This window comes from Pseudophaeobacter sp., from assembly GCF_048267565.1.
GTDB classification, from domain to species: Bacteria; Pseudomonadota; Alphaproteobacteria; order Rhodobacterales; family Rhodobacteraceae; genus Pseudophaeobacter; species Pseudophaeobacter profundi.
Map to the genome: position 1 here is coordinate 1 of NZ_JBLWXG010000021.1, position 21167 is coordinate 21167.

Genomic DNA, 21167 nt, shown 5'->3' on the forward strand with positions numbered 1-21167 from the left:
AACAAACCCAAAACACCAAATCAGAACTTACACACAGACTTACACACAGACTCACTCAACTCTCGTACATGAAACACGCGTGACCGACCCAAATCGCTCAATACCAAACCGCTAGCTGGCGGCGCTGGCCCGGGGCTTTTGCGGGGTAAGGCGCACCGGCACCCCGTTAAAGGCGGCATTGCCGCTGATCGGGTCGATGCGGCTATCATCGGTCAGGTCATTGATCGACACCGTCTGGACCTGGGTGGCGGTATTCAACCGTCCCTGGCGCTGGCCCCAGCCCTGCGGAATGGAAACCACCCCCGGAGCGATGTCCTCGCTGATCTCGACGGGCAGGCAGGCCTTGCCGGTGGCGCTGTCGACCTGGACCTCTTGCGTGTCGGCAAGGTCCAGGCGCACCGCATCTGCGGGATTGATCTGCAGGGTGCAGCGATTGCGACCCTTGACCAGCCGGGGGCTGTTTTGGGTCCAACTGTTATGACTGCGCACCTGACGACGACCGATCATCACCAAAGGGAACTCTGCGCTGACCGGAGGCTCAAACGCCAGCAGCCGCGGGAGATCATCCAGAAAGACCTGCGGCGCCAGCGCCAGCCGACCCTCCGGGGTTTCCAGACGCTCGGCGATATTGGGCACCAAGGGACCCAGATCGACCGACCCCGCCGGTGCGTTCTGCAGCGCTGCAAGCGAGGCTGCCTCTGGGTGGTGCCCCTGCGACAGTAAAGCCTCCAGCATCTGGGTGGGAGAAGGCCCGATCCGGTTGGACCCCGAGAGCCGCGCCGCCAGCCGGGCGATCACTTCCCATTCCTGCGGGTTGCCGTTGGGCGGGGCAAAGATTGGCGGCGCATAGGCGGCGGTATTGTGCACGGCAAAACTGTGGAACACCATATCATAGATGTCTTCTTCCAGCGCCACCGAGGCGGGCAGGAGCAGATCGGCGTGACGGGTGGTGTCATTTATATGCAGGTCAATCGAGACCATGAAATCCAGCTGCGCCAAGGCGCGGTCGATACGCGGCCCATTGGGCGCAGTCAGCACCGGATTGCCCGCCACCGTGACCAGCGCCCGGATCTGACCTTCGCCTGGGGTCTCCATTTCCTCGGCCATGACCGAGACCGGGAATTCACCATTATACAGTGGCTGCTGCGACACCCGCGAGCGTTTTTCAGGGTAGCTGCGCCGCTGACCCTTGCGGCTGCTCATACCGACATAATCCAGGGCCGGGCTGGTAAACATCGCACCGCCCGGACGATCAAAATTGCCAGTGATGATATTGAGCACATTATTGGCCCACTGGCACAGGCCACCGAAGCTCTGGGTTGAGGCCCCCATGCGGGCATAGCACACCGCCGATTTGGCCTGGGCAAAATCACGGGCCAGGCTGCGGATCGTCGCAGCGGCAATGCCGGTGTGATGCGCCGCAAGATCAGCGCTAAAGGGGCCAACCGCAGCCTGCAGGGCCTCAAGCCCATCGGTGATACCCGCCAGCCCGCCCAGATCCGCCAGCCCCTGGGCAAAGACTTCATGGATTAGCGCCAGCAGCAAGAAGGCATCGGTTTCGGGCTGAATGAACAGGTGCTCACCCGCGCGCGAGGCGGTTTCGGTGCGGCGCGGATCAACCACCACCACCCGGCCGCCACGGGCCTTGATTTCATCCATGCGCCTGCCAAAGCCGGGCGCCGTCATCATCGACCCATTGGAGACCACAGGATTGCCGCCCAAGATCAACATCAGATCGGTGCGCGCCACATCCGGCACCGGGATCAGCATCGGATGCCCCAACATATGGACCGAGGCCACGTGATGCGGGATCTGGTCCGCCGTCGCCGAGGAATAGCGATTGCGGGTGCCAAGCGCCTTGACCAGCCCCGGCAGGTTCAGCAGATTGCCGAATTTATGCGCATTTGGATTGCCCAGATAAACGCCTACCCCATCATTGCCATGACGGTCCTGCACCGCGCGCAGGCGCTGTGCGGCAAAGTCGAAGGCTTCCTCCCAGCTGATCGGAACAAAGCTGCCATCGACCTTTTTCAGCGGCCGGGTCACCCGGTCGGGATCGGTGCGGAAATCCTGCAGGGCGATGGCCTTGGGGCAGATATGCCCACGCGACAGCGGATCCGCCGGATTCGGCTTGATGGCATGCACCCTGTCTTCATCATGGGTGATCACCAACCCGCACATCGCCTCGCAGATATTGCAGGTTCGGTACTGGGTTTTCAGGTCGCTCATGGCTGCCTCCGGTTGGATCATCTGTTTCATGGCCTAGAATACAAAGCCTAGCCGACCGTTTCCGCCCTTTGCAGGGTGTTATTTTGCTGCTTTGCCATCAGGACCAAACGTAACTTTGCACAGCCTGGATCAAAATCCCGCAATTTTGCCCCTGCACCAATTCAAATCCAGGCAAACACCATCTAGGACATGTAAACGAAATATGAAGAATTTTCAGGTTTGCTAAGATCCCGGTGAGAGACAGACTTTTCATGTGGCAGGTACAGGGCGAGAAAACGATGACCACACAGGAACACGACACTCTCGGGCAAGGGGGGGCCGACGAACTCCTGATCCTTGCGACATCAACCGGGCGCAGTTTCATGCAGTTTTTTGTCGAAACCCTGGCCGATTGTTTTGGTGCCGATATCGTCTCTATCGGGGAACTGATGGTGATGGAGGACGACCGGTTCAACGTTCTTGCCGGCTATATGAATGGCGCAGCCATTACCGACTTTTCCTATCAGTCCTGCGTGACCCCCTGCTGCAATGTGGTCAATACCTCACAGCCCCAGGTAATCTTGTCTGGTGCTCAGGCCGCCTACCCAGACGACGAAATCTTTATCGAACAACAGATCCAAAGCTATGTCGCCATGCCGCTAGAAAGCCCCGAAGGCGAAGCCGTTGGTGTGATCCAAGCCTCCTGGCGGCGTGAACTTGACCAGGAAGAAGCAGATAACGTCATTGAAATCATGAGCATGTTTGTTAGTCGGCTCAGCGCGGAACTGGTGACGCTACATGCGATGCGTATCCTGTCTGCTCTGGCAGAAGGCCCCGACCGCACCGACAACCTTGGCACGTTGAGCTTGCTGTGTGAACAAATGCAAACCGCCCTGAAGGTGCGCGCGGCCTTTATCGCAGAACGCATTTCCGACGATGAAAGCCATTTCCGCGTCCTGGCCTTTTGCCAGGACGGCAAGCCGCTCACCGAATCCGAAGGACAGAAAATTGCCTATCACATAGGGCCCTGTGCGCAGCTCAAGGAACAGGATATTGTATTGGCCCATGGCCAGATGCCGCAGATGTTCCCAAATCAATCTCACGGTCCGGGCACCGGAGCGGCGGACAACCTTGTCTCTTATCTGGGTATGAATATTCGCAATGAAGCTGGCCAGGTCATTGGCCATCTTGCACTGCAACATGACCGTGATCTGATGGCCAAAAGCCTGGAATCGGACCTGTTCAAACTGCTTTCATCGCGAGTGACATCGGAACTGCGCAAATACCAGGCCGAACAGCAGGCCGCACAAATTCCGCAGGCCGCGCTGGACATGCCAAAGCAAGTTATGAACGGGATCCACCAAAAGCTGGACCTGATGCACGGGCGTCTTGCCGATCTGGTTGCCCAGCAAACCGATGTTCCCGACAGCGAATTGCAGATCTTGCAGGCAGAATTGACAGAGGTGCAAAAACTGCTAGGCTGACACCCTATCCCGCTACAATCTGTCGACAACCTGGTACTCTGCGGGGCATTCGCGCTGCCGCCTGGAGCGGGATATTCTGGTCCTCTCGATCATCTGTATCAGCGCGCCCCCTCTCAAAGCCAACCCTCTGGACCGGGCACCCGGGTCGGCGTCAGGCTGCTATGGGTATTGACCGACAGTACCACGGCAGAGCCTGCGACTGATCATGGCGTTCTGCAGCTTGTACTCCAACTGATTGGCACCGTTCTTCTAGTGCCCCCGGACCCATCTCGTTGAAAATTATCATCAAGTTGGAAACAAGAGCCCGACTTTCGCCACACCCGACCCACAAGCGATACATTTCGATTGCTTAGCCCTGTCCTCGACCAAAGACGTTACTGCGAGGACACCCGAAATGGGCCATCGAGAAAGTGCAGCGAACCCTGCCACAAAATCCGAACCCACCAAAGGTATTAAAACCTATCTGCTAAATCTTGGCAAAGCGGTTGCGACCCTTGCGCTCATCGCTCTGACCTTGTTCATCCCGGCAGGATCTACTGCGGCTACGGGGCAATCCCCCTATATTGTTCGCAACGATCGCGGCGGTTTTCTGCGCGAGCGCCTGATAGAACTGCGCGAACTGCGCGCCTCGGGGCGGCAGGTGGAAATCCGTGGAAGGGTTTGTTATTCAACCTGTACTCTGCTGCTAAGCCTGCCCAATACCTGCATTTCGCCACGAACCCAATTTGGGTTTCATGGGCCATCTGAAGGTGGTCACCCCCTCTCGCCCGAGAAATTCGACTATTACTCCCGCATTATTGCCCAGCACTACCCGGCGAAACTGAACCGATGGTATATGCAGACCGGGCGCAAACGCATCAACCGCCTGTTCAAGATCAAAGGCAGCGAGATTATCCGCATGGGTGTGCGCGCCTGTTAAGAAACCGCGCCACGGCAATCGTAGCAGGCAGGACCCGGGCGCAGAGCCGGCGACGAAAATAGTCACCAAATAGCCAAAATAAGATTATATTCCGCATACTATTGTACATCTTTGATGCCTCTCTTTGGTGATTTTGACTAAAGTGCAAAACCAGCAGAGAGGTTTTGCCATGCCCACGTTTCACAATCGCCTGACGACCCTGCGGCGACAGCTGCATCAGCAGCCTGAATTGGGCTTTCAGGAACAACGTACCAAAGCCCTTGTGGCGCAGCGGCTGCGGAATCTCGGCCTGGAGGTGCACGAAGGCATCGGCGTAATTGGGCTGCTTCGATCCGGCACCGGCAATCGCGCCATCGGGGTGCGGGCCGATATGGATGCCCTGCCGATCCAAGAGATCAGCCGCCATGACTACGTCTCGCAGAATCCCGGTGTGATGCATGCCTGCGGCCATGATGGGCATATGGCTATGGCGCTGGGGGCGGCAGAAAAGCTGGCGGCGGATCCGGATTTTGACGGCACCGTGGTGTTCATCTTTCAGCCCAATGAAGAACATGGGCTGGGCGCGCGTGCCATGCTTGACGCTGGCCTGCTGGATCAGTTTCCGATGCAAGAGGTCTATGCCATCCACAATCTGCCCGGTGCCCCGCTGGGTCAGGTGGCAACCCGCGTCGGGCAAATCTGCGCCAGCGAGAGCCTGTTTGAAATCACCCTGCGCGGCCAGGGCGGTCATGCCTCGATGCCGCATGTCGGGGTTGAGGTGCTGAGCCTGGGTGCCGAACTGGTCATGGCGCTGCAAACCATCGTTTCACGCAAACTGCATCCGGCGGCGGGGGCGGTGGTTTCGGTCACCGAATTCATCACCGATGGGCAGCGCAACGTTCTACCCGGACAGGTCACGCTAAAAGGTGACGTGCGTGCGCGTCAGCCGACCGACCGCCAGGCGCTAGAACGCTTTATCCGCCAGATCAGCACTGGCCTGGCGGCCGCCCATGGCGCCCAGGTCGAGATCAGCTTTGACACCGAGTTCATCGAAACCCTGAATGCGCCAGAGCCGGTACAGGCCCTGGTGCGGGTGGCGCAGGCGCAGGGGTTGGAGACCCTGGCTGACTGCCCCCCGATGACCTTCTCTGAGGATTTCGCCCATTTCACCGCCGCTGTGCCGGGGTGCTTTTTTCTGCTGGGCAATGGCACCGATGGGCCGAATGGCCAGCCGCTACATGCGGCAGACTATGACTTTAACGATGCGCTATTGCCGCTCGGGGCCGAGCTTTGGGCCGCCCTGGTGCGCGATCGCCTTCCCAAGCGAAAGACCGTGTAATGTCAGACCTGCTTCCCTTTACCAGATTGGATCACTTTGCCACGACGAAACAGCCGGGTGATGCCGCCCTGCAGGTGATCACACCTCAGGATTTTGCCGCCGCCCGCACAGAGATTTGCCAATGGCCCGGTTACAAGCCGACTCCGCTGATATCTCTGGCGTCCTTGGCGACCAGGATCGGCGTCGGGGCGGTGCTTTACAAGGACGAAGGCCCACGATTTGGCCTGGGCAGCTTCAAGGCGCTTGGCGGGTCTTACGCGGCACTGCGCGTGTTGCAGCGCGAAATTTCGGCCCGGCTGGGCCATGAAGTCTCGCTGGCAGATATTCGCAAAGGCAAATACCGCGCAGAGGCCGCGAAGATCACCCTGGTGTCGGCCACCGACGGCAATCACGGGCGCTCGCTCGCCTGGGGCTGCCAGCGTTTTGGCGCGCCCTGCCGCATTTACATCCACGCCGAGGTCAGCGCAGGCCGTGCGGCGGCGATGCGTGATCTGGGCGCCGAAGTGATCCGTATTGATGGCGATTATGACGCCTCGGTCTTGCTCGCGAAACAGGACGCGGCAGAAAACGGCTGGTTTGTGGTTTCCGACACCTCGTGGCAGGGCTATTCAGAACCGCCCCGCGATGTGATGGCCGGCTATGGCGTGATGGTGCAAGAAATCTGTGACGAACTGAAACAGCCACCCAGCCATGTGTTCTTGCAGGGTGGGGTTGGAGGACTGGCGGCCGGGGTTGCGGCCGGCCTGCGCCAGCACTGGGGGGCACAGGCCCCGCGGGTGGTCATTGTGGAACCGGCCTTGGCCGCCTGCCTCATTGCCAGTGGCCGCGCCGGTCAGTCGACCAATTTTGCCATCAAAGAGGAAACCCTGATGGCTGGCCTGTCCTGCGGCGAGCCTTCTCCCATGGCCTGGCAGATCCTGTCCGAGGAAGCCGCCGATTTCCTGACAATCCCGGATAGCCTGGTGGCCCCTTCTGTCCGGCTGCTGGCCCGCCCGCTGCCGGGGGATCCCAGCATCGAGGCCGGCGAAAGCGCGGTTGCGGGGCTCGCGGCATTGATTGCCGCCTGCGCCGATCCTGCGCTGGCACAGCAGCTGGGGCTGGCAAGCGACTCGCGGGTCTTGCTGATCGGCTCTGAAGGCGTCACCGACCCGGAAATCTTTGGCCGGATCATGGCAGGCAGCGATGTTGCATAACCCGCCAGAGCGCGGCTTTGCCGAGGCCGAATTTGCCGCCCGCACCCAAAAGGCGCAGGCGCTGATGCTGGCGCAGGGTCTGGACGGGCTGCTGCTCCTGTCTGAACCAGAAGTGCGCTATTTCAGCGGCTTTCACACCCTGTTCTGGCAAAGCCCGACGCGCCCCTGGTTTCTGTTTGTACCCGCCACCGGCAAACCCATCGCGGTGATCCCTGAAATTGGCGCCGCCCTGATGCGTAAAACCTGGATCGACGACATTCGCAGCTGGAGCGCCCCTGCCCCGCAGGACGATGGCATCAGCCTGTTGCAAGACCTCTTGGCACCACTGGCGCAACGGCGCGGTCGCCTCGGGGTTCTGACCGGGCACGAAACCGCCTGGCGAATGCCGCTGGCAGATTGGCAGCGGCTGCTGACCAGCCTGCCAGGACTGGATCTGGCAGATGCCACTGGGTTGGTGCAGGGGTTGCGCATGGTCAAATCCGAGGCCGAGATCGCCAAGCTGTCCCATATCTGCGCCATCGGGTCTGCAACCTTTGCCAAAGTGCCGGAACTGATTGCGCAGGGCATGCCCCTGGAAGAAGCCTTTCGGGCCTTTCGCTGCGCCGGGCTGGCCCAGGGGGCAGATGATCTGCCCTATCTGGTTGGCGGTGCCGGGCCGGGCGGCTATGTTGATGTGATCTCGCCACCTGGCCCCCGCCGCCTGCAAGAGGGCGATATCCTGATGCTGGACACTGGTGCCAGCTGGGATGGCTACTTCTGCGATTTTGACCGAAATTTTGCGATTGGCTCTGCCGATGATGTAGCCCGCCGCGCCTATGATGTGCTGTGGCGCGCCACCGAGGCGGGGCTGGCGGCGGCCAGACCGGGAAACAGCATTTGCGATCTGTTCCAGGCAATGCAGCGCGTAATTGCCGAGATGGCCCCGCAGGGCGGCGACATCGGGCGACTGGGGCACGGGCTGGGAATGCAACTGACCGAACAGCCCTCTATCGCTGCATTTGAGCACAGTCCGCTAAAGCCAGGCATGGTGCTGACGCTGGAGCCTTCGCTGGGGTACGGTGATGGGCTAATCATGGTGCATGAGGAAAATATCGTCATCACCGATCAGGGGGCAAGACTGCTCAGCCAGCGAGCGGCGCCCGAGCTGCCAGTAATTTAACCGGTAATTTGGCCAATCTTACAAGGGGCACGCGGGGCATTGGGGCTGGACGGACTGGATATTCAGCTTGTCCTTTGTCGGGGTTCCACGCTTTATCTGCATATGGATGACAAAGATCTCAAGATACTGAAACAGGTTCAGCACAATGCCCGCCTGACCGCAGAGGCGCTGAGCGCCGAGTTAGGCCTGTCGCCAGCAGCCGTGCAAAAACGCCTGAAGCGGCTACGCGAGACCGGGGTGATCGAACGCGAAATCGCGGTGCTATCTGCTGCCAAGCTTGGCCGCGAGATGACGGTAATTGTCGAAGTGCTGCTGGAGCGCGAAAGCCGCCAGCATCTGGATGCTTTCAAACAGCGCATGCGGGCGGCACCGCAGGTACAACAGTGCTATTACGCCACTGGCGCGGCCGATTTCATCCTGATTGTCGTGGTTCAGGATATCACTGAATATCAGGCGTTTACCCAAGAACACTTCTTTGATGAATCAAATGTCAGCCGGTTCAACAGCTCAGTAGTAATGGAACGGGTCAAAGTCTCGCTTGATGTGCTATAGGCTGCCCGCAAGGCCTGTTGGCTCATGGCTATACTCTTAGACAAAACCGCCTTATGATTGTGCTTAATCAGGAGCAGAGTCACATGAAGGCTACATTCAGAGACGTCAAATCGGACATCATGGCGAAAATCACCTCTGGTGAATGGGAGCCAGGCAGGCTGCTGCCCAATGAGATGGATCTGGCCGAAATCTATGGCTGCGCCCGCGCCACCGTCAACCGCGCGATGCGGGAATTGGCCGATGAGGGCGTGGTCGAACGCCGCCGCAAGGCTGGCACCCGCGTGCGGATGGCACCGGTGCGCCAGGCGCGGTTTTCCATCCCCATCGTGCGGGTCGAGATCGAAGAACAAAATTCCACATACCGCTATGCGCTGGTCAGCCAGGACGTCGTGGCGGCACCGCAGTGGCTGCGCGCACGGTTGCAGCTGGCGGCCGATTGCCCGGTTCTAAGCCTGACCTGTATGCATTATGCGGATGGCGCGCCCTATCAGTTCGAAGAACGCTGGATCAGCCTTGGTCTGCTACCACAGGCCCAAGAGGCTGATTTTTCCGAGATCGGGCCAAATGAGTGGCTCGTGTCGACTGTGCCGTTTTCGGATGCAGAGATTGCCTTTTCCGCGACGGCAGCAACGCCGGACCTGGCGGATCATCTGGGCTGCGCGCAGGGGGCAGCGCTGTTCACGGTTGAACGCTCTACCTGGCTGAAAGGCGAAGCCATCACCTTTGTCCGCCAGAGCTTCCGTCCCGGTCATCGTATGACCAGCCGCTATTAGACAGGTGCCAAACCTGCAGCTATGGCCGCGCGTGGGGGGTGATTTAGGCTGGGCAACGGGCCCGATTGAACCCGTTGCCGCCAGTGTTTTACTTCAAGATGCCAGGCAGGCGCAGATTGTGCACGCGGGCGCAATCCTTGGCCTCTTCATAGCCCGCATCGGCGTGACGCATGACGCCCGACGCGGGGTCGTTCCACAGCACCCGCTCCAGCCGCTTGGCCGCCGCATCGGTGCCATCGGCGCAGATCACCACACCGGAATGCTGGGAAAAGCCCATGCCAACGCCACCACCATGGTGCAGCGATACCCAGGTTGCACCCGAAGCCGTATTGGTCAGCGCATTTAGCAGTGGCCAATCCGAAACCGCGTCAGAACCATCCATCATGGCTTCGGTTTCGCGATTGGGCGAGGCCACCGACCCAGAATCCAAATGATCCCGACCAATGACAACCGGCGCGCTCAGCTCGCCATTCTTGACCATCTCATTGAAGGCAAGCCCGGCCTTGTGGCGATCGCCCAGACCAATCCAGCAGATCCGCGCTGGCAGGCCCTGAAAGGCAATGCGCTCATCCGCCATGTCCAACCAGTTGTGCAGATGCGTGTTCTCGGGGAACAGCTCTTTCATCTTGGCGTCGGTCTTGCGAATGTCTTCTGGGTCACCAGACAGCGCCACCCAGCGGAAGGGACCAATGCCGCGGCAGAACAATGGCCGGATATAGGCCGGGACAAAGCCGGGGAAATCAAAGGCGTTTTCCAGCCCTTCTTCCAGCGCCATTTGGCGAATGTTATTGCCATAGTCCACGGTGGGAACACCCATGGCATGGAATTTACACATCGCATCCACCTGCACGCGCATGCTGGCCCGGGCGGCTTTTTCAACGGCTTTCTTGTCGGTCTCGCGCTTTTCCTTCCACTCGCCCATGGTCCAGCCCTGCGGCAGATAACCGTTCACCGGGTCATGAGCCGAAGTCTGATCGGTGACGATATCGGGGCGGATACCCCCTGCTTCGGCACGGGCCAGCAGCTCGGGGAAGATATCGGCGGCATTGCCCAGAAGGCCAACGGATTTGGCCTCGCCTGCCTTGGTCCAGCGCTCGATCATTTCCAACGCTTCGTCCAGGGTTTCCGCCTTTTCATCCAGGTAGCGGGTGCGCAGGCGGAAATCGAGGCTATCGGGGTTGCATTCCACGGCCAAACAGCAAGCGCCGGCCATGACAGCCGCCAAAGGCTGGGCACCGCCCATACCGCCAAGGCCACCGGTCAGAACCCATTTGCCTGTCAGATCGCCCTCATAGTGCTGGCGCCCAGCTTCGGCGAAGGTTTCATAGGTACCCTGCACGATGCCCTGGGTTCCGATGTAGATCCACGAGCCCGCGGTCATCTGACCGTACATCATCAGACCCTTTTTATCGAGCTCGTTAAAGTGATCCCAGTTGGCCCAATGCGGCACCAGATTGGAGTTGGCAATCAGCACCCGCGGTGCATCCGCATGGGTCTTGACGATGGCGACAGGCTTGCCGGATTGCACCAGCAGGGTTTCATCGTCTTCCAGGTCTTTCAGGCTGTCAACGATGAGGTCGAAATCATCCCAGGTACGCGCGGCGCGACCGATGCCACCATAGACCACCAGTTCATGCGGGTTTTCCGCCACATCCGGGTGCAGGTTGTTCATCAGCATCCGCATCGCCGCTTCGGTCTGCCAGCTTTTCGCGGTGATCTCGGATCCAGTGGGCGGATAGATGTCACGGGTATTCTTGCGGGGATCGGTCATGTTGTACCTCCGGTCTGAGGAGCCCAGTCTACCAGGCTGTTAAGTATATGTTTCAGGTGAACGCGCAGGCGGCTGGCCTTGGTCTGGTCATAGGTCCAGGGCGCAGCCTCAGCGCTAAGATAGGTGGACTGCGCCAATTCCATCTGGATGGCATGTAGCCCTTCATCGGGGCGGCCATAGTGGCGGGTGGTCCAGCCGCCTTTGAAACGGCCATTCAATACCGAGCTGTAGCCTTCAGCCCCGGCGCAGATCCCTGTGACGATCTGTTCAATTTCAGCGTCGCAGGTGGTGCCCAGATTGGTGCCGGTGTTGAAATCCGGCAGGGTGCCGTCAAACAGAAACGGGATATTCCCCCGGATTGAATGGCAATCATACAGAATGGCAAAGCCATGCAGATCCCGCACCCGCATTAGCTCGGCCTCCAGCGCGGCATGATAGGGCGCGTGAAAGGCGGCGCGGCGCGCGTCAATCTCGGTCGCGCTGGGGGGCTGATCCCAAATATCATGGCCATCAAAATCCGTCAGCGGCACCAGCGTCGTGGTGTTTTGCCCCGGATAGAGCGAGCGTCCCGAAGGGTCGCGATTGGCATCAATCACATAGCGATGGAAGGTAGCGCGCACCGTAGTGACTCGGGGTACAAGTCCTTCATAAAGCTGATGAATGTGCCAATCTGTATCATCCAGCCCCCGGCCCCGCAGGTTCAGGTTTGCCAGGATATTGGCAGGCACATGGGTGCCAGTATGCGGCAGCCCCAGCACCAGGGGGCTATCGCCCCGGTGGATTTCAACGGGCGCAATCATGCAGAAAGCTCCGGCATGGGAACATCGGTACAACGGGCAATCGCGCCGCTGGTGATCAGCGCCGAGGCCGCTTCGATGTCGGGGGCGGTATAACGGTCATCGCCCAGCGGGGCGACCTGCGCACGCAGCTGTGCCATCACCTGCGACAGCGCCGGGCTGGTTGGCAGGGGCGCACGGAACTCGACACCCTGCGTCGCGCAGAGCAGCTCTACCCCGAGGATGCGTTCCAGGTTCTGCAGCATCTGCCCAAGGCGACGCGCACCATGGGCCGCCATCGACACGTGGTCTTCCTGATTGGCCGATGTTGGCGTGCTGTCAGTCACGCATGGGTTGGCCAGATGTTTGTTTTCGCTCATCAATGCGGCGGTCGTCACCTCAGCGATCATGTAGCCCGAATTCAAGCCGGGGTTTGGCGTCAGGAAAGGCGGCAGATCGTGGCTCAGCACCGGATCGACAATCAGGGCGATGCGGCGTTGCGCGATCGCGCCAATCTCGGCAATTGCCAAGGCAATCATGTCAGCGGCAAAACCGACAGGCTCGGCGTGGAAGTTCCCGCCGGAAACGATCAAGTCGGCGCCCACCAGCACCAGCGGATTGTCGGTGGCGGCATTGGCTTCGATCTCAAGCGTCTGCGCCGCCTGACGCAGCACATCCATCGCCGCGCCGACAACCTGCGGCTGGCAGCGAATGCAATAGGGATCCTGCACCCGTGCGTCATCCTCACGGTGGCTTTCACGGATGACCGAACCCTCCAGCAAGGCCCGCATGGTGGCGCCCGCCTCGATCTGGCCGCGATGGCCGCGCAGCGTGTGGATTTCGGGCTGCAACGGCGCGGTGGACCCCATGATGGCATCCGTGGTCAGCGCCGAGGTCACCAGCGCGCTTTGGGCCGCGGCCCAGGCCCCAAACAACCCGGCCAGGCCAAAGGCCGTGGAAAACTGGGTGCCATTGATCAGCGCCAGCCCTTCTTTGGGACCAAACTCAATCGGGGTAAGACCGGCGGCGGCCAGGGCCTCGGCGCCGGGCATGATCTTGCCATCATACTCAGCCTCGGCAGCGCCCATCATCACGGCGGCCATATGCGACAGCGGAGCCAGATCTCCCGAAGCTCCAACCGAACCCTGGGCGGGAATGACCGGGGTGACGCCCGCCTCCAGCATGGCCTCTAGCAGATCGACGACCTCTAGCCGCACCCCAGAGGCACCGCGCCCCAGACTCAGCAGTTTGAGCACCATCATCAAGCGCGCATGGCCACGCGGGATGGCCGGGCCGACACCACAGCAGTGGCTGAGAATCAGATTTCGCTGCAGCGTGGCGGTATCCTGCGCCGCGATCTTGACGCTGGCCAATTTGCCAAAGCCAGTGTTCACCCCGTAAACGGCGGCCTCGCCGGCGGCGGCTGCGGCAATGCGGCTCTGGGCAAGTTCAATGGCGGGGCGACAGGCTGCATCCAGGCGCACGGGGCATTCTGTGCGAAACACATGCTCCAGTTCTGCCAAAGAAACATTGCCGGGGGTCAGGGTTACTGTGGTCACTGGGAGCCTCCAAAAATGCGGTCGTGAAGCGGGTTAAAGCCGATACGATAGGCCAGTTCAGCCGGGTGGCTGACATCCCAGATGGCAAGATCGGCGCGCTGACCAACCGCGAGGGTACCGCAATCGGTCAGGCCAAGGGCACGGGCCGCATGGGATGTGACGCCGCGCAGAGCCTCTTCTGGGGTCATGCGGAACAGGGTGCAGCCCATGTTCATCGTCAGCAACAAAGAGGTCATCGGCGCAGAGCCGGGATTGCAATCGGTTGCCAGTGCCATCGGCACACCCGCCGCGCGCAGCGCCGCAATGGGCGGTGCCTGGGTTTCGCGCAACGTGTAGAATGCGCCTGGTAGAATAGTGGCAACGGTGTCGGCTGCGGCCAGGGCCTCTACGCCATCTTGATCCAGATATTCGATATGATCCGCCGAGAGCGCGCCATATCGCGCCGCCAACTGCGCCCCGCCAAGATTCGACAGTTGTTCGGCATGCAGCTTCACTGGCAGGCCCATCTCTTGGGCAACATCAAAGACTAGCGCGATCTGATCCGGGGAAAAGGCAATGCCTTCACAAAACCCGTCCACCGCATCAACCAGCCCTTCCTGATGCGCAGCCCGCAGGGTGGGGATGCAGACATCGGTGATATAGGCATCGGGGCGATCGCTATACTCTGCCGGGATGGCATGGGCACCAAGGAAGCTGGTCACCACCCGAATGGGACGGTGCTGCGGCAGGGCACGGGCGGCGCGCAGCATGTTCAGCTCGGTCTCACGGTCCAGCCCATAGCCGGATTTCACCTCAATGGTACTGACGCCTTCGGCCAGCATGGCATCAACGCGGGGCAATGCCTGTGCGATCAGCGCGTCGACGCTGGCGGCGCGGGTCGCGGCAACAGTAGAAACAATACCACCGCCGGCGCGGGCCACCTCTTCGTAGCTGGCCCCATTCAGCCGCAGTTCAAATTCTGCGGCACGGTTGCCGCCGTGCACAACGTGGGTGTGGCAATCAATCAGCGCTGGCGTCACCAGCCGGTTTCCCAGATCAGTTTTGGGCAAATCGGCATAGTCCGTCGGCAGCTCTGCCTCGGCACCGATCCAGGCGATCCTGCCATCGACCAGGGCAATCGCTGCCGCCTCTATCAGACCATAGGGCGCGGCCGTCTCGCCCATGGTTGCGGCGCGAAGCGCGACTAAAACTTGATTGACGTCCTGCATATCTGCCTCACCAATTCTGCATTTCCCTCTTTTCTGGTACAAATCAATATGCCATATGTCTAGACATAAAATGAGGACGTGACATGACCGTGATCTTTGCAAACCGAGCTCTTCTGGCCACTGGCTGGGTACAAAACACCCGGCTGACCCTGCGCGATGGTACGATTAGCGCCATTGAATCGGGGGCCGAACCACAGGCCGGAGATCAGCACGTCGATACGATTTTGCCAGCGCTGGCAAATCTGCACAGCCACAGTTTTCAGCGCGCCATGGCCGGGATGACGGAATACCGCAAGGCCGGGCGTGATAGCTTTTGGACCTGGCGCGACCTGATGTACCGCTTTACCGCGCATCTGACCCCAGAGCAGATCGAAGCCATCGCAGCGCTGGTTTTCTTGGAGATGCAGGAAGCGGGCTATGCCTCGGTTGGAGAATTCCACTATCTGCACCACCAGAAATCTGGCAAGCCCTATGATAATCTTAGCGAACATTCCGACCGGATCATGGCAGCCGCCCAGCTCAGCGGAATCGGCCTGACGCATCTGCCTGTGCTGTACAGCTATGCTGGCGTTGGCAAACAGCCACTGGAACAGGGGCAGATGCGCTTTGGCAATGATGTGGATCGTTTCTGCCGACTGGTCGATCAGGCCCGCACCCATGCCAAAGCCACCCTGCCCGCAGATTGCCGGGTTGGAATTGCGCCGCATTCGCTGCGGGCCACCGCGCCCGATGATCTGGCGATTGTTCTGGCCGCGCAGGGCAATGCTTCAAACCCCGTGCATATCCATATCGCGGAACAGCCCAAAGAAGTGCAGGAGGTGCAGGCAGGTCTGGGCGCACGCCCGGTAGAGTGGCTGTTGGACAATGCGCCGGTTGATGAAAACTGGTGCCTGATCCATGCCACCCATATGACCGAATCCGAGACCCGCGCCATGGCGGCATCCGGCGCGGTGGCGGGGCTGTGCCCGGTGACCGAAGCCAACCTTGGCGATGGCCCTTTTAACGGTCCAACCTACCTGGAGGCCGGCGGGGCCTTTGGGGTTGGATCAGATTCGAACGTGCTGATTTCGCTCACCGAAGAACTGCGCACCTTGGAATATTCCCAGCGCCTGCGCGATCTGTCGCGCAATGTGCTGGTGCGGGGCGAAGGCTCGGTTGGCCATGCACTTTATACCGGGGCAGCCCAGGGCGGTGCCCAGGCGCTGGGGCGTACAGCCGGGACCATCGCGCCGGGCCAGCTGGCAGATCTGGTTGCGATCGACAGCAATCATCCCTCGCTCTGTGCGCTTGGCCAGGATCAATTGTTGGACGGGCTGGTCTTTGCGGCCAAGGATCATGTGGTCACCGACCTATGGTCTGCCGGTCGGCACTGTGTTCAGGCGGGGCGCCATATCGCACGGGATCAGATTCTGGCCCGGTATCGCAGCGCCATGACAGAACTGCTTGCAGCAATTGGCTAGTCGCCGCCTCCACCGCCGCCCTGGCGCTATGAGGCTATGGGGCGGCAGCCGCGCTGCCGCTCACGTCGCTGCGGGCAATGGCAACAGATTTGACCACCGCATAGCAGTGGCTACCCGGTGCCAGCTCCAGTGCCTGGGCTGATCGGCGTGTGATACGAGCCAACACCCGGCCAGCATCCGTTTTTAACGATACCATCGCGCCGGGGCCGCTGCCGCTGCGGATATTTTCCACCTCTGCGGGCAGGATGTTCAGGGCGGAGAGGCCTTCGGGTTTTTGCCGGGACAGAATGACATCCTGGGCCAGAATGCGCAGACGCAGCAGGCAGCCCGGAGCCTGTGGCACCTGCGGCAAAAACAGGGAAATGCCACCGGCTGACAGTTCGCTCAGCCCATCGGGATGGTGGCGCAGCAGCCGCGCTTCAAGCAGAGCACCAGCCGCCCGCACCCCGGTTGGCATGACCTGCGCATCCCCCAAGACTTCGGCGGCGCTGCCCTGACGCTGCACCTGGCCATCCTTCAGCACCACAACAGAGGTGGCCAGCCTGGCGACCTCGGCGGCGGAATGGCTGACATAGAGAACCGGGATTTTCACCTCGTCGCGCAGCCGTTCAAAATAGGGCAAGATCTCTTCCTTGCGGGCGGCGTCCAGCGCCGCCAGAGGCTCATCCGCGAGGATCATATCGGGCGCAGAGAGCAGCGCGCGACCAATGGCAACCCTCTGCTTTTCGCCGCCCGACAGGCCGGTCGGGCGCCGCTCTAACAAGGGGGCGATGCCCAGCATGGCGATGATCCGGTCAAAATCGTCCCGCGCCGCGCCTTTTGGTGCAAACCAGCGGCCAAACAAAAGGTTCTGGCGGACGTTCAAATGGGGGAACAGGCGGCCCTCTTGAAAGATATAGCCAATGCGGCGACGGTGCGGCGGCAGCCAGATGCCGCGCTCCAGATCAAACAACACTCGGTCGTGCAGTGCCACCCGCCCGCTCTCGGGGCGGTGCAGTCCGGCCACTGCGTTGACAACAGTGGTTTTTCCCGCGCCTGATCCGCCAAACAGCACGGTCACACCCGTGGGCGCCTGAAAGCGGACATCCAGGGTAAACCCCGGCAATTGCTGCACCAGATCGACCTCAAGCATCACGCGCCTCCGATCCGTTTGCTGGCCCGACGCGCCAGAACCTCCGACAGGACCAGCGCCCCCATGGCCACCACAATAGATACAGCCACCAGCCGCAGCGCTGCAGATTCACCGCCGGGCTGCTGCAAAAAGGCATAGATCGCCGAGGGCAGCGTCTGCGTCTGCCCCGGAATATTCGAGACAAATGTAATGGTGGCGCCAAACTCTCCCATGGCCTTGGCAAAGGCCAGGATGCCCCCCGCTAGGATGCCCGGCAGGATCAGGGGCAGGGTCACGCTGACAAAGACCCAGAACCGACTGGCGCCCAGGGTCGCGGCGGCCTCTTCCAGCTTGGGATCAACCGCTTCGATCGACAGGCGGATCGCCCGCACCATCAAAGGGAAGCCCATGATGGCCGCCGCCAGCGCCGCCCCGGTCCATTGAAAGGCAAACACAATGCCGATCTGCTGCAGCGCACTGCCAACCGCGCTTTGCGGGCCAAAGATCAAAAGCAGCAGATAGCCCGTCACCACCGGCGGCAGGATCAACGGCAAATGCACCAGCCCATTGAGCAGGTGTTTGCCGGGAAAATGCCAGCGCGCCAACGCATAGGCGGCAAAGATGCCAAGGGGCAGCGTCAAGAGGCTGGCCCAGATCGAAACCTTGAGAGACAGCGCCACCGCCTGCCATTCCTCGGGGCCAAGCCAGCTCATGCGGGGTTACTCGACATCAACATCAAAGCCCGCCTCAAGAAAGGCGGCACGCGCCACAGGGCCTTGCAGATAGGCGTACAGGCTGGCCGCCGCCGGGCTGGCCGCCGTCTCGGCATTGGTCACTGGCCGGATCAGCGCCAGCGGATAGCGGATCGGCGCATGACTTTGGGGCGGAAATTCTGCCAGGATCATCACGCGGGGTTCCGCCCGGGCGTCACTGGCGTAGACCACCCCCAGCGGTGCCGCACCCGCCGCCACCAGCGCAAGTGCTGCGCGCACATTATCCGCCTGGGCAACCTGCGGTGCCAACCGCTGCCACAAACCCAACCACTGCAACGCGGATTTTCCATAGACCCCGGCCGGCACCGCCTGCACCAGCGCCATTGCCAGTTTGCCCTGTCCCAGCTGCGCCATCAGGCCCGGATCGTCAAATCCCGAAATCGGCTGCCCGCTGTCGCGGGGGGCAACAAGAACAAGGTGATTGCCCAACAAATTTCGGCGACTGTTGGGCAGGACATGTCCCTTGGCTTGCAGATAATCCATCCAGTCGGGGCTGGCCGGCAGGTAGAGATCGGCCGGGGCACCCAGACTGATCTGACGCGCCAAGATCGAAGATCCCGCTAGCGAGATTGCCAAGCTATAGCCGGTTTCTGCTTCAAAAGACTGGCTGATTTCGTCCAAGGCATTTTTCAGGCTGGCCGCTGCAAACAGCGTCACATCCGCCGCGCGCAGCCCCCCCGCTGCGCCAAGCAGGACCGCCAGAGCCAACAGGCCGGGCCAGGCAACCGCTGTCAGAAACCGAGTGATGCGGGACACGACGTCAGACCCTCCCGCAGTCTGCTTCAGATACCTCCCCCTTGGGGTAGCTTTGCGATCTATGCGGGGCAAGTCAAATCTGTAAAGCGCAGCGCATATCACGCCAAAACCCGCACCAGTTTCCTGCTACGGGCTTTGACAAAAGCGGTGACGCGCAATCAGAACAGGGTCAAACCACCCGGATCGGCCGCTGCCGGGGCCTGGGCAGGCTTTGGCGCCGGACGACGGGCTGCTGCCATTTCCTGCTCGCCAAGGCGGCGATCGTTTTCAACCCGTGTCTGCTGGGCGCTTCCGGAAACCGCATGAAAGCGCACACGCCGGGCTGAGGTTCCGCCAACACTGGAGGAAATCACCGGAATACCTTCGTCCTGCAGGAAACCCTGCACAAAATGCGCGTTAGAGGCCCCAATGTCCGACAGGTTGACCGACATTTTTGCCCCGCCAAAGACCTTGGCCTTCAGGTTTTGCCGTTGCGCCCCCTTTTTCATGATGCCGTTGATCAAGAGTTCCATCGCATGGATACCATAGCGCGCGTTGACATCGTTGCCGTTTGCATTGGCCAAAAGGAAGTGATTCATACCGCCAACGCCGTTTTCTGCGTCATAGATACAAGCAGCAATGCAAGAGCCTAAAACAGTAGAGAATACTACTTTTGGGTCAGTCGAAACCCGGTACTCGCCCTGCAGGACCGTGACCGAGGTAGTATTGGCAAAAACTGTTGTCACAGCGCGCTCCTTATCAACATAATCAGGACTTGGCGGCCTGAAGAAGAGCCCCAGCCATACGGGCAAGGGAGACTTGTTTTTCTGCGGCGCCAGTTTCCCAAGCAACCCGTGGCATACCATAAACCACAGAAGACTTTTCATCCTGGGCAAAGGTGGCAGCCCCTGCTTTGCGAAGTTCCAGCAGTCCTCGGGCACCATCTTGGCCCATGCCCGTCAGGATCGCTGCAACTACGTCACTCCCATATGGCACTGCAGAGGTGAACAACGCGTCAACAGACGGAACATGACCGGAAATCGGCGGGCCTTCTTTCATACGGGTGCGCATCGGTTTGCGCTGCGTCATCCCCATGTGGCGACGCTGACCTGCGGCAATGTAAACATGGCCGACCTCCAGCTTTGTATTGTCTTCAGCCTGGACCACCTTGGCGGCACAAATCCGATCCAACAACGACACAAGGCCCTGACCAAAATTCTTGCCAGTATGCTGCACGATCATGGTCGGCGGGCATTGCGCCGGAAAACCGACAAGAACACTGCGCAGGGCCTCTACGCCACCGGTGGAAGAGCCGATCAAGATGATTTTCTTGAAGTCTTTCACAGGGGCAGCTGCCGCCCCCCCCATCCCACGGATGCCAGTCTGTTCACGCCTTGGCGCGTTGACCATCATGTCAAAATACTGGGAAAACTGCTGTGGCGTATCGGTTTTGGTCAGTTCAAAGATACCGGCACCGACATTCAGCAAGGGCGAAGACGTACGCGCAGGCGTCGCCCCTGCACTGTCCATCACCGCCACCCAGCGCGTATCAAGCGCTGAAAACAAGGCCAGCATCATCTCAAATTCGGGCAGTTTGGTGAACCCGTCCTCGACAAAGGCAAATACCGGCTGTGCGGCCTCTGCCTGATTGTAGGCCATCATGAGGTTATTCGCCAACAGCACCTTCATTCCCGGATAGCTGGCTTCCATATGGCTTTGAATTGAACGGGCAAAGGCCCGGTCTGTTGTAATGATCAATAGGTTCTGAGGCTGCAATGTGTCACCCAGTCAGGTTGATCGGTAAGAACCGAAGTTAATGGTCGATCCGGGGCAGTTCATCACCCCGGAGAGCGTCACTTAAAAATCTTGCCACAGGTCCTTGGCGGCATTTCCATCTGCTGCAAAGGCTGCGCTAGCGGACGATGCAAGCGCGTCATCCACATTCCAATCATCGTCACCATGGGCAGAGGGGAGCTGCCCAGCAGGCATGGAACTGGATTGATCTGGCTGCACCCGGGCCACGGTTGCGCCCGCCTTGATGCGAAAACCAGCAACCAATTGCGACAGCTGCGTCGAGTCAGAGTTGAGCAAATGCCCGGCGGCGGTTGCCTGTTCCACCATGGCGGCGTTTTGCTGGGTCACCTGATCCAGCTGGGTCACCCCGGTGT

18 protein-coding genes and 1 pseudogene are annotated in these 21167 nt (G+C 60.4%); 8 read left to right on the forward strand and 11 right to left on the reverse strand.

What is annotated here, in order from left to right; translation table 11 throughout:
* Positions 1–111: 111 nt before the first annotated feature.
* A complete protein-coding gene (locus ACN0VH_RS20550; RefSeq protein WP_278924535.1) occupies positions 112–2229 on the reverse strand; it encodes a molybdopterin oxidoreductase family protein in 2118 nt (705 codons plus the stop codon).
* A 278-nt stretch (positions 2230–2507) separates the two neighbouring features.
* Between ACN0VH_RS20550 and ACN0VH_RS20555 the strand changes: the two genes are divergently transcribed.
* The 7 genes from ACN0VH_RS20555 to hutC all read left to right on the forward strand — a co-directional run bounded on the left by ACN0VH_RS20555 (position 2508) and on the right by hutC (position 9606).
* A complete protein-coding gene (locus ACN0VH_RS20555) occupies positions 2508–3692 on the forward strand; it encodes a hypothetical protein (protein WP_417702446.1) in 1185 nt (394 codons plus the stop codon).
* A gap of 394 nt (positions 3693–4086) precedes the next feature.
* Entirely contained in the window at positions 4087–4611 is a 525-nt protein-coding gene (locus ACN0VH_RS20560) for a hypothetical protein (RefSeq protein WP_417702448.1), read from the forward strand.
* A gap of 169 nt (positions 4612–4780) precedes the next feature.
* The gene (locus tag ACN0VH_RS20565; protein WP_278924532.1) at positions 4781–5929 is read left to right on the forward strand and encodes an amidohydrolase; all 1149 of its coding nucleotides are present in this window, start codon (positions 4781–4783) and stop codon (positions 5927–5929) included.
* Positions 5929–7122, forward strand: a complete 1194-nt coding sequence (locus ACN0VH_RS20570) for a diaminopropionate ammonia-lyase (RefSeq protein WP_417702450.1) — start codon at positions 5929–5931, stop codon at positions 7120–7122. Before ACN0VH_RS20565 ends, ACN0VH_RS20570 begins: the two co-directional genes overlap by 1 nt.
* Positions 7112–8281 (forward strand): M24 family metallopeptidase, encoded by a 1170-nt coding sequence (locus ACN0VH_RS20575; RefSeq protein ID WP_417702452.1) that lies wholly within the window; start codon positions 7112–7114, stop codon positions 8279–8281. Before ACN0VH_RS20570 ends, ACN0VH_RS20575 begins: the two co-directional genes overlap by 11 nt.
* Before the next feature lie 102 nt (positions 8282–8383).
* On the forward strand, positions 8384–8833 hold the full coding sequence (locus ACN0VH_RS20580; protein WP_417702454.1) for an Lrp/AsnC family transcriptional regulator: 450 nt from the start codon (positions 8384–8386) through the stop codon (positions 8831–8833).
* Between the two features lie 83 nt (positions 8834–8916).
* A complete protein-coding gene (hutC, locus tag ACN0VH_RS20585; protein ID WP_278924528.1) occupies positions 8917–9606 on the forward strand; it encodes a histidine utilization transcriptional repressor HutC in 690 nt (229 codons plus the stop codon).
* Positions 9607–9694: 88 nt separating this feature from the next.
* Here the strand turns inward: hutC and hutU are convergent, their stop codons facing one another.
* The 4 genes from hutU to hutI are packed head-to-tail and all read right to left on the reverse strand — an operon-like array spanning position 9695 to position 14920.
* Positions 9695–11377 carry a urocanate hydratase gene (gene hutU / locus ACN0VH_RS20590; RefSeq protein ID WP_417702457.1) on the reverse strand — a complete coding sequence of 561 codons (1683 nt, stop codon included), beginning with the start codon at positions 11375–11377 and terminating at the stop codon, positions 9695–9697.
* Positions 11374–12177 carry an N-formylglutamate deformylase gene (hutG, locus tag ACN0VH_RS20595; protein ID WP_417702459.1) on the reverse strand — a complete coding sequence of 268 codons (804 nt, stop codon included), beginning with the start codon at positions 12175–12177 and terminating at the stop codon, positions 11374–11376. Before hutG ends, hutU begins: the two co-directional genes overlap by 4 nt.
* Positions 12174–13712 carry a histidine ammonia-lyase gene (gene hutH, locus ACN0VH_RS20600; RefSeq protein ID WP_278924525.1) on the reverse strand — a complete coding sequence of 513 codons (1539 nt, stop codon included), beginning with the start codon at positions 13710–13712 and terminating at the stop codon, positions 12174–12176. The genes hutG and hutH overlap by 4 nt, the downstream gene beginning before the upstream one ends.
* Positions 13709–14920 (reverse strand): imidazolonepropionase, encoded by a 1212-nt coding sequence (hutI, locus tag ACN0VH_RS20605; RefSeq protein ID WP_417702461.1) that lies wholly within the window; start codon positions 14918–14920, stop codon positions 13709–13711. The genes hutH and hutI overlap by 4 nt, the downstream gene beginning before the upstream one ends.
* 83 nt (positions 14921–15003) lie before the next feature.
* Here hutI and ACN0VH_RS20610 point away from each other — a divergent pair, with 83 nt between their 5' ends.
* Positions 15004–16380 carry a formimidoylglutamate deiminase gene (locus ACN0VH_RS20610; RefSeq protein ID WP_417702463.1) on the forward strand — a complete coding sequence of 459 codons (1377 nt, stop codon included), beginning with the start codon at positions 15004–15006 and terminating at the stop codon, positions 16378–16380.
* Positions 16381–16414: 34 nt separating this feature from the next.
* Here ACN0VH_RS20610 and modC read toward each other — a convergent pair whose 3' ends face one another.
* The 6 genes and pseudogenes from modC to ACN0VH_RS20640 form a co-directional block, all read right to left on the reverse strand.
* The gene (gene modC / locus ACN0VH_RS20615) at positions 16415–17512 is read right to left on the reverse strand and encodes a molybdenum ABC transporter ATP-binding protein (RefSeq protein WP_417702465.1); all 1098 of its coding nucleotides are present in this window, start codon (positions 17510–17512) and stop codon (positions 16415–16417) included.
* Entirely contained in the window at positions 17512–18204 is a 693-nt protein-coding gene (modB, locus tag ACN0VH_RS20620) for a molybdate ABC transporter permease subunit (protein WP_278924521.1), read from the reverse strand. Before modB ends, modC begins: the two co-directional genes overlap by 1 nt.
* Before the next feature lie 6 nt (positions 18205–18210).
* Complete coding sequence (gene modA / locus ACN0VH_RS20625) at positions 18211–19020, reverse strand: molybdate ABC transporter substrate-binding protein (RefSeq protein ID WP_278924520.1); 810 nt, start codon at positions 19018–19020, stop codon at positions 18211–18213.
* Between the two features lie 158 nt (positions 19021–19178).
* Positions 19179–19745, reverse strand: coding sequence for a chemotaxis protein CheD (locus tag ACN0VH_RS20630; protein ID WP_232405268.1), 567 nt, complete (start codon positions 19743–19745; stop codon positions 19179–19181).
* Positions 19746–19767: 22 nt separating this feature from the next.
* Positions 19768–20709 (reverse strand): CheB methylesterase domain-containing protein, encoded by a 942-nt coding sequence (locus tag ACN0VH_RS20635; RefSeq protein WP_278924536.1) that lies wholly within the window; start codon positions 20707–20709, stop codon positions 19768–19770.
* 147 nt (positions 20710–20856) lie between these two features.
* A pseudogene (locus ACN0VH_RS20640) lies at positions 20857–21167 on the reverse strand (methyl-accepting chemotaxis protein); the annotation flags it as partial.

Bases quoted from the DNA above. Each gene is read 5' to 3' on its own strand.
- ACN0VH_RS20550 (WP_278924535.1), bottom strand. From the start codon at position 2,229: ATGAGCGACCTGAAAACCCAGTACCGAACCTGCAATATCTGCGAGGCG.
- ACN0VH_RS20555 (WP_417702446.1), top strand. From the start codon at position 2,508: ATGACCACACAGGAACACGACACTCTCGGGCAAGGGGGGGCCGACGAA.
- ACN0VH_RS20560 (WP_417702448.1), top strand. From the start codon at position 4,087: ATGGGCCATCGAGAAAGTGCAGCGAACCCTGCCACAAAATCCGAACCC.
- ACN0VH_RS20565 (WP_278924532.1), top strand. From the start codon at position 4,781: ATGCCCACGTTTCACAATCGCCTGACGACCCTGCGGCGACAGCTGCAT.
- ACN0VH_RS20570 (WP_417702450.1), top strand. From the start codon at position 5,929: ATGTCAGACCTGCTTCCCTTTACCAGATTGGATCACTTTGCCACGACG.
- ACN0VH_RS20575 (WP_417702452.1), top strand. From the start codon at position 7,112: ATGTTGCATAACCCGCCAGAGCGCGGCTTTGCCGAGGCCGAATTTGCC.
- ACN0VH_RS20580 (WP_417702454.1), top strand. From the start codon at position 8,384: ATGGATGACAAAGATCTCAAGATACTGAAACAGGTTCAGCACAATGCC.
- hutC (WP_278924528.1), top strand. From the start codon at position 8,917: ATGAAGGCTACATTCAGAGACGTCAAATCGGACATCATGGCGAAAATC.
- hutU (WP_417702457.1), bottom strand. From the start codon at position 11,377: ATGACCGATCCCCGCAAGAATACCCGTGACATCTATCCGCCCACTGGA.
- hutG (WP_417702459.1), bottom strand. From the start codon at position 12,177: ATGATTGCGCCCGTTGAAATCCACCGGGGCGATAGCCCCCTGGTGCTG.
- hutI (WP_417702461.1), bottom strand. From the start codon at position 14,920: ATGCAGGACGTCAATCAAGTTTTAGTCGCGCTTCGCGCCGCAACCATG.
- ACN0VH_RS20610 (WP_417702463.1), top strand. From the start codon at position 15,004: ATGACCGTGATCTTTGCAAACCGAGCTCTTCTGGCCACTGGCTGGGTA.
- modC (WP_417702465.1), bottom strand. From the start codon at position 17,512: ATGCTTGAGGTCGATCTGGTGCAGCAATTGCCGGGGTTTACCCTGGAT.
- modB (WP_278924521.1), bottom strand. From the start codon at position 18,204: ATGAGCTGGCTTGGCCCCGAGGAATGGCAGGCGGTGGCGCTGTCTCTC.
- ACN0VH_RS20635 (WP_278924536.1), bottom strand. From the start codon at position 20,709: ATGGAAGCCAGCTATCCGGGAATGAAGGTGCTGTTGGCGAATAACCTC.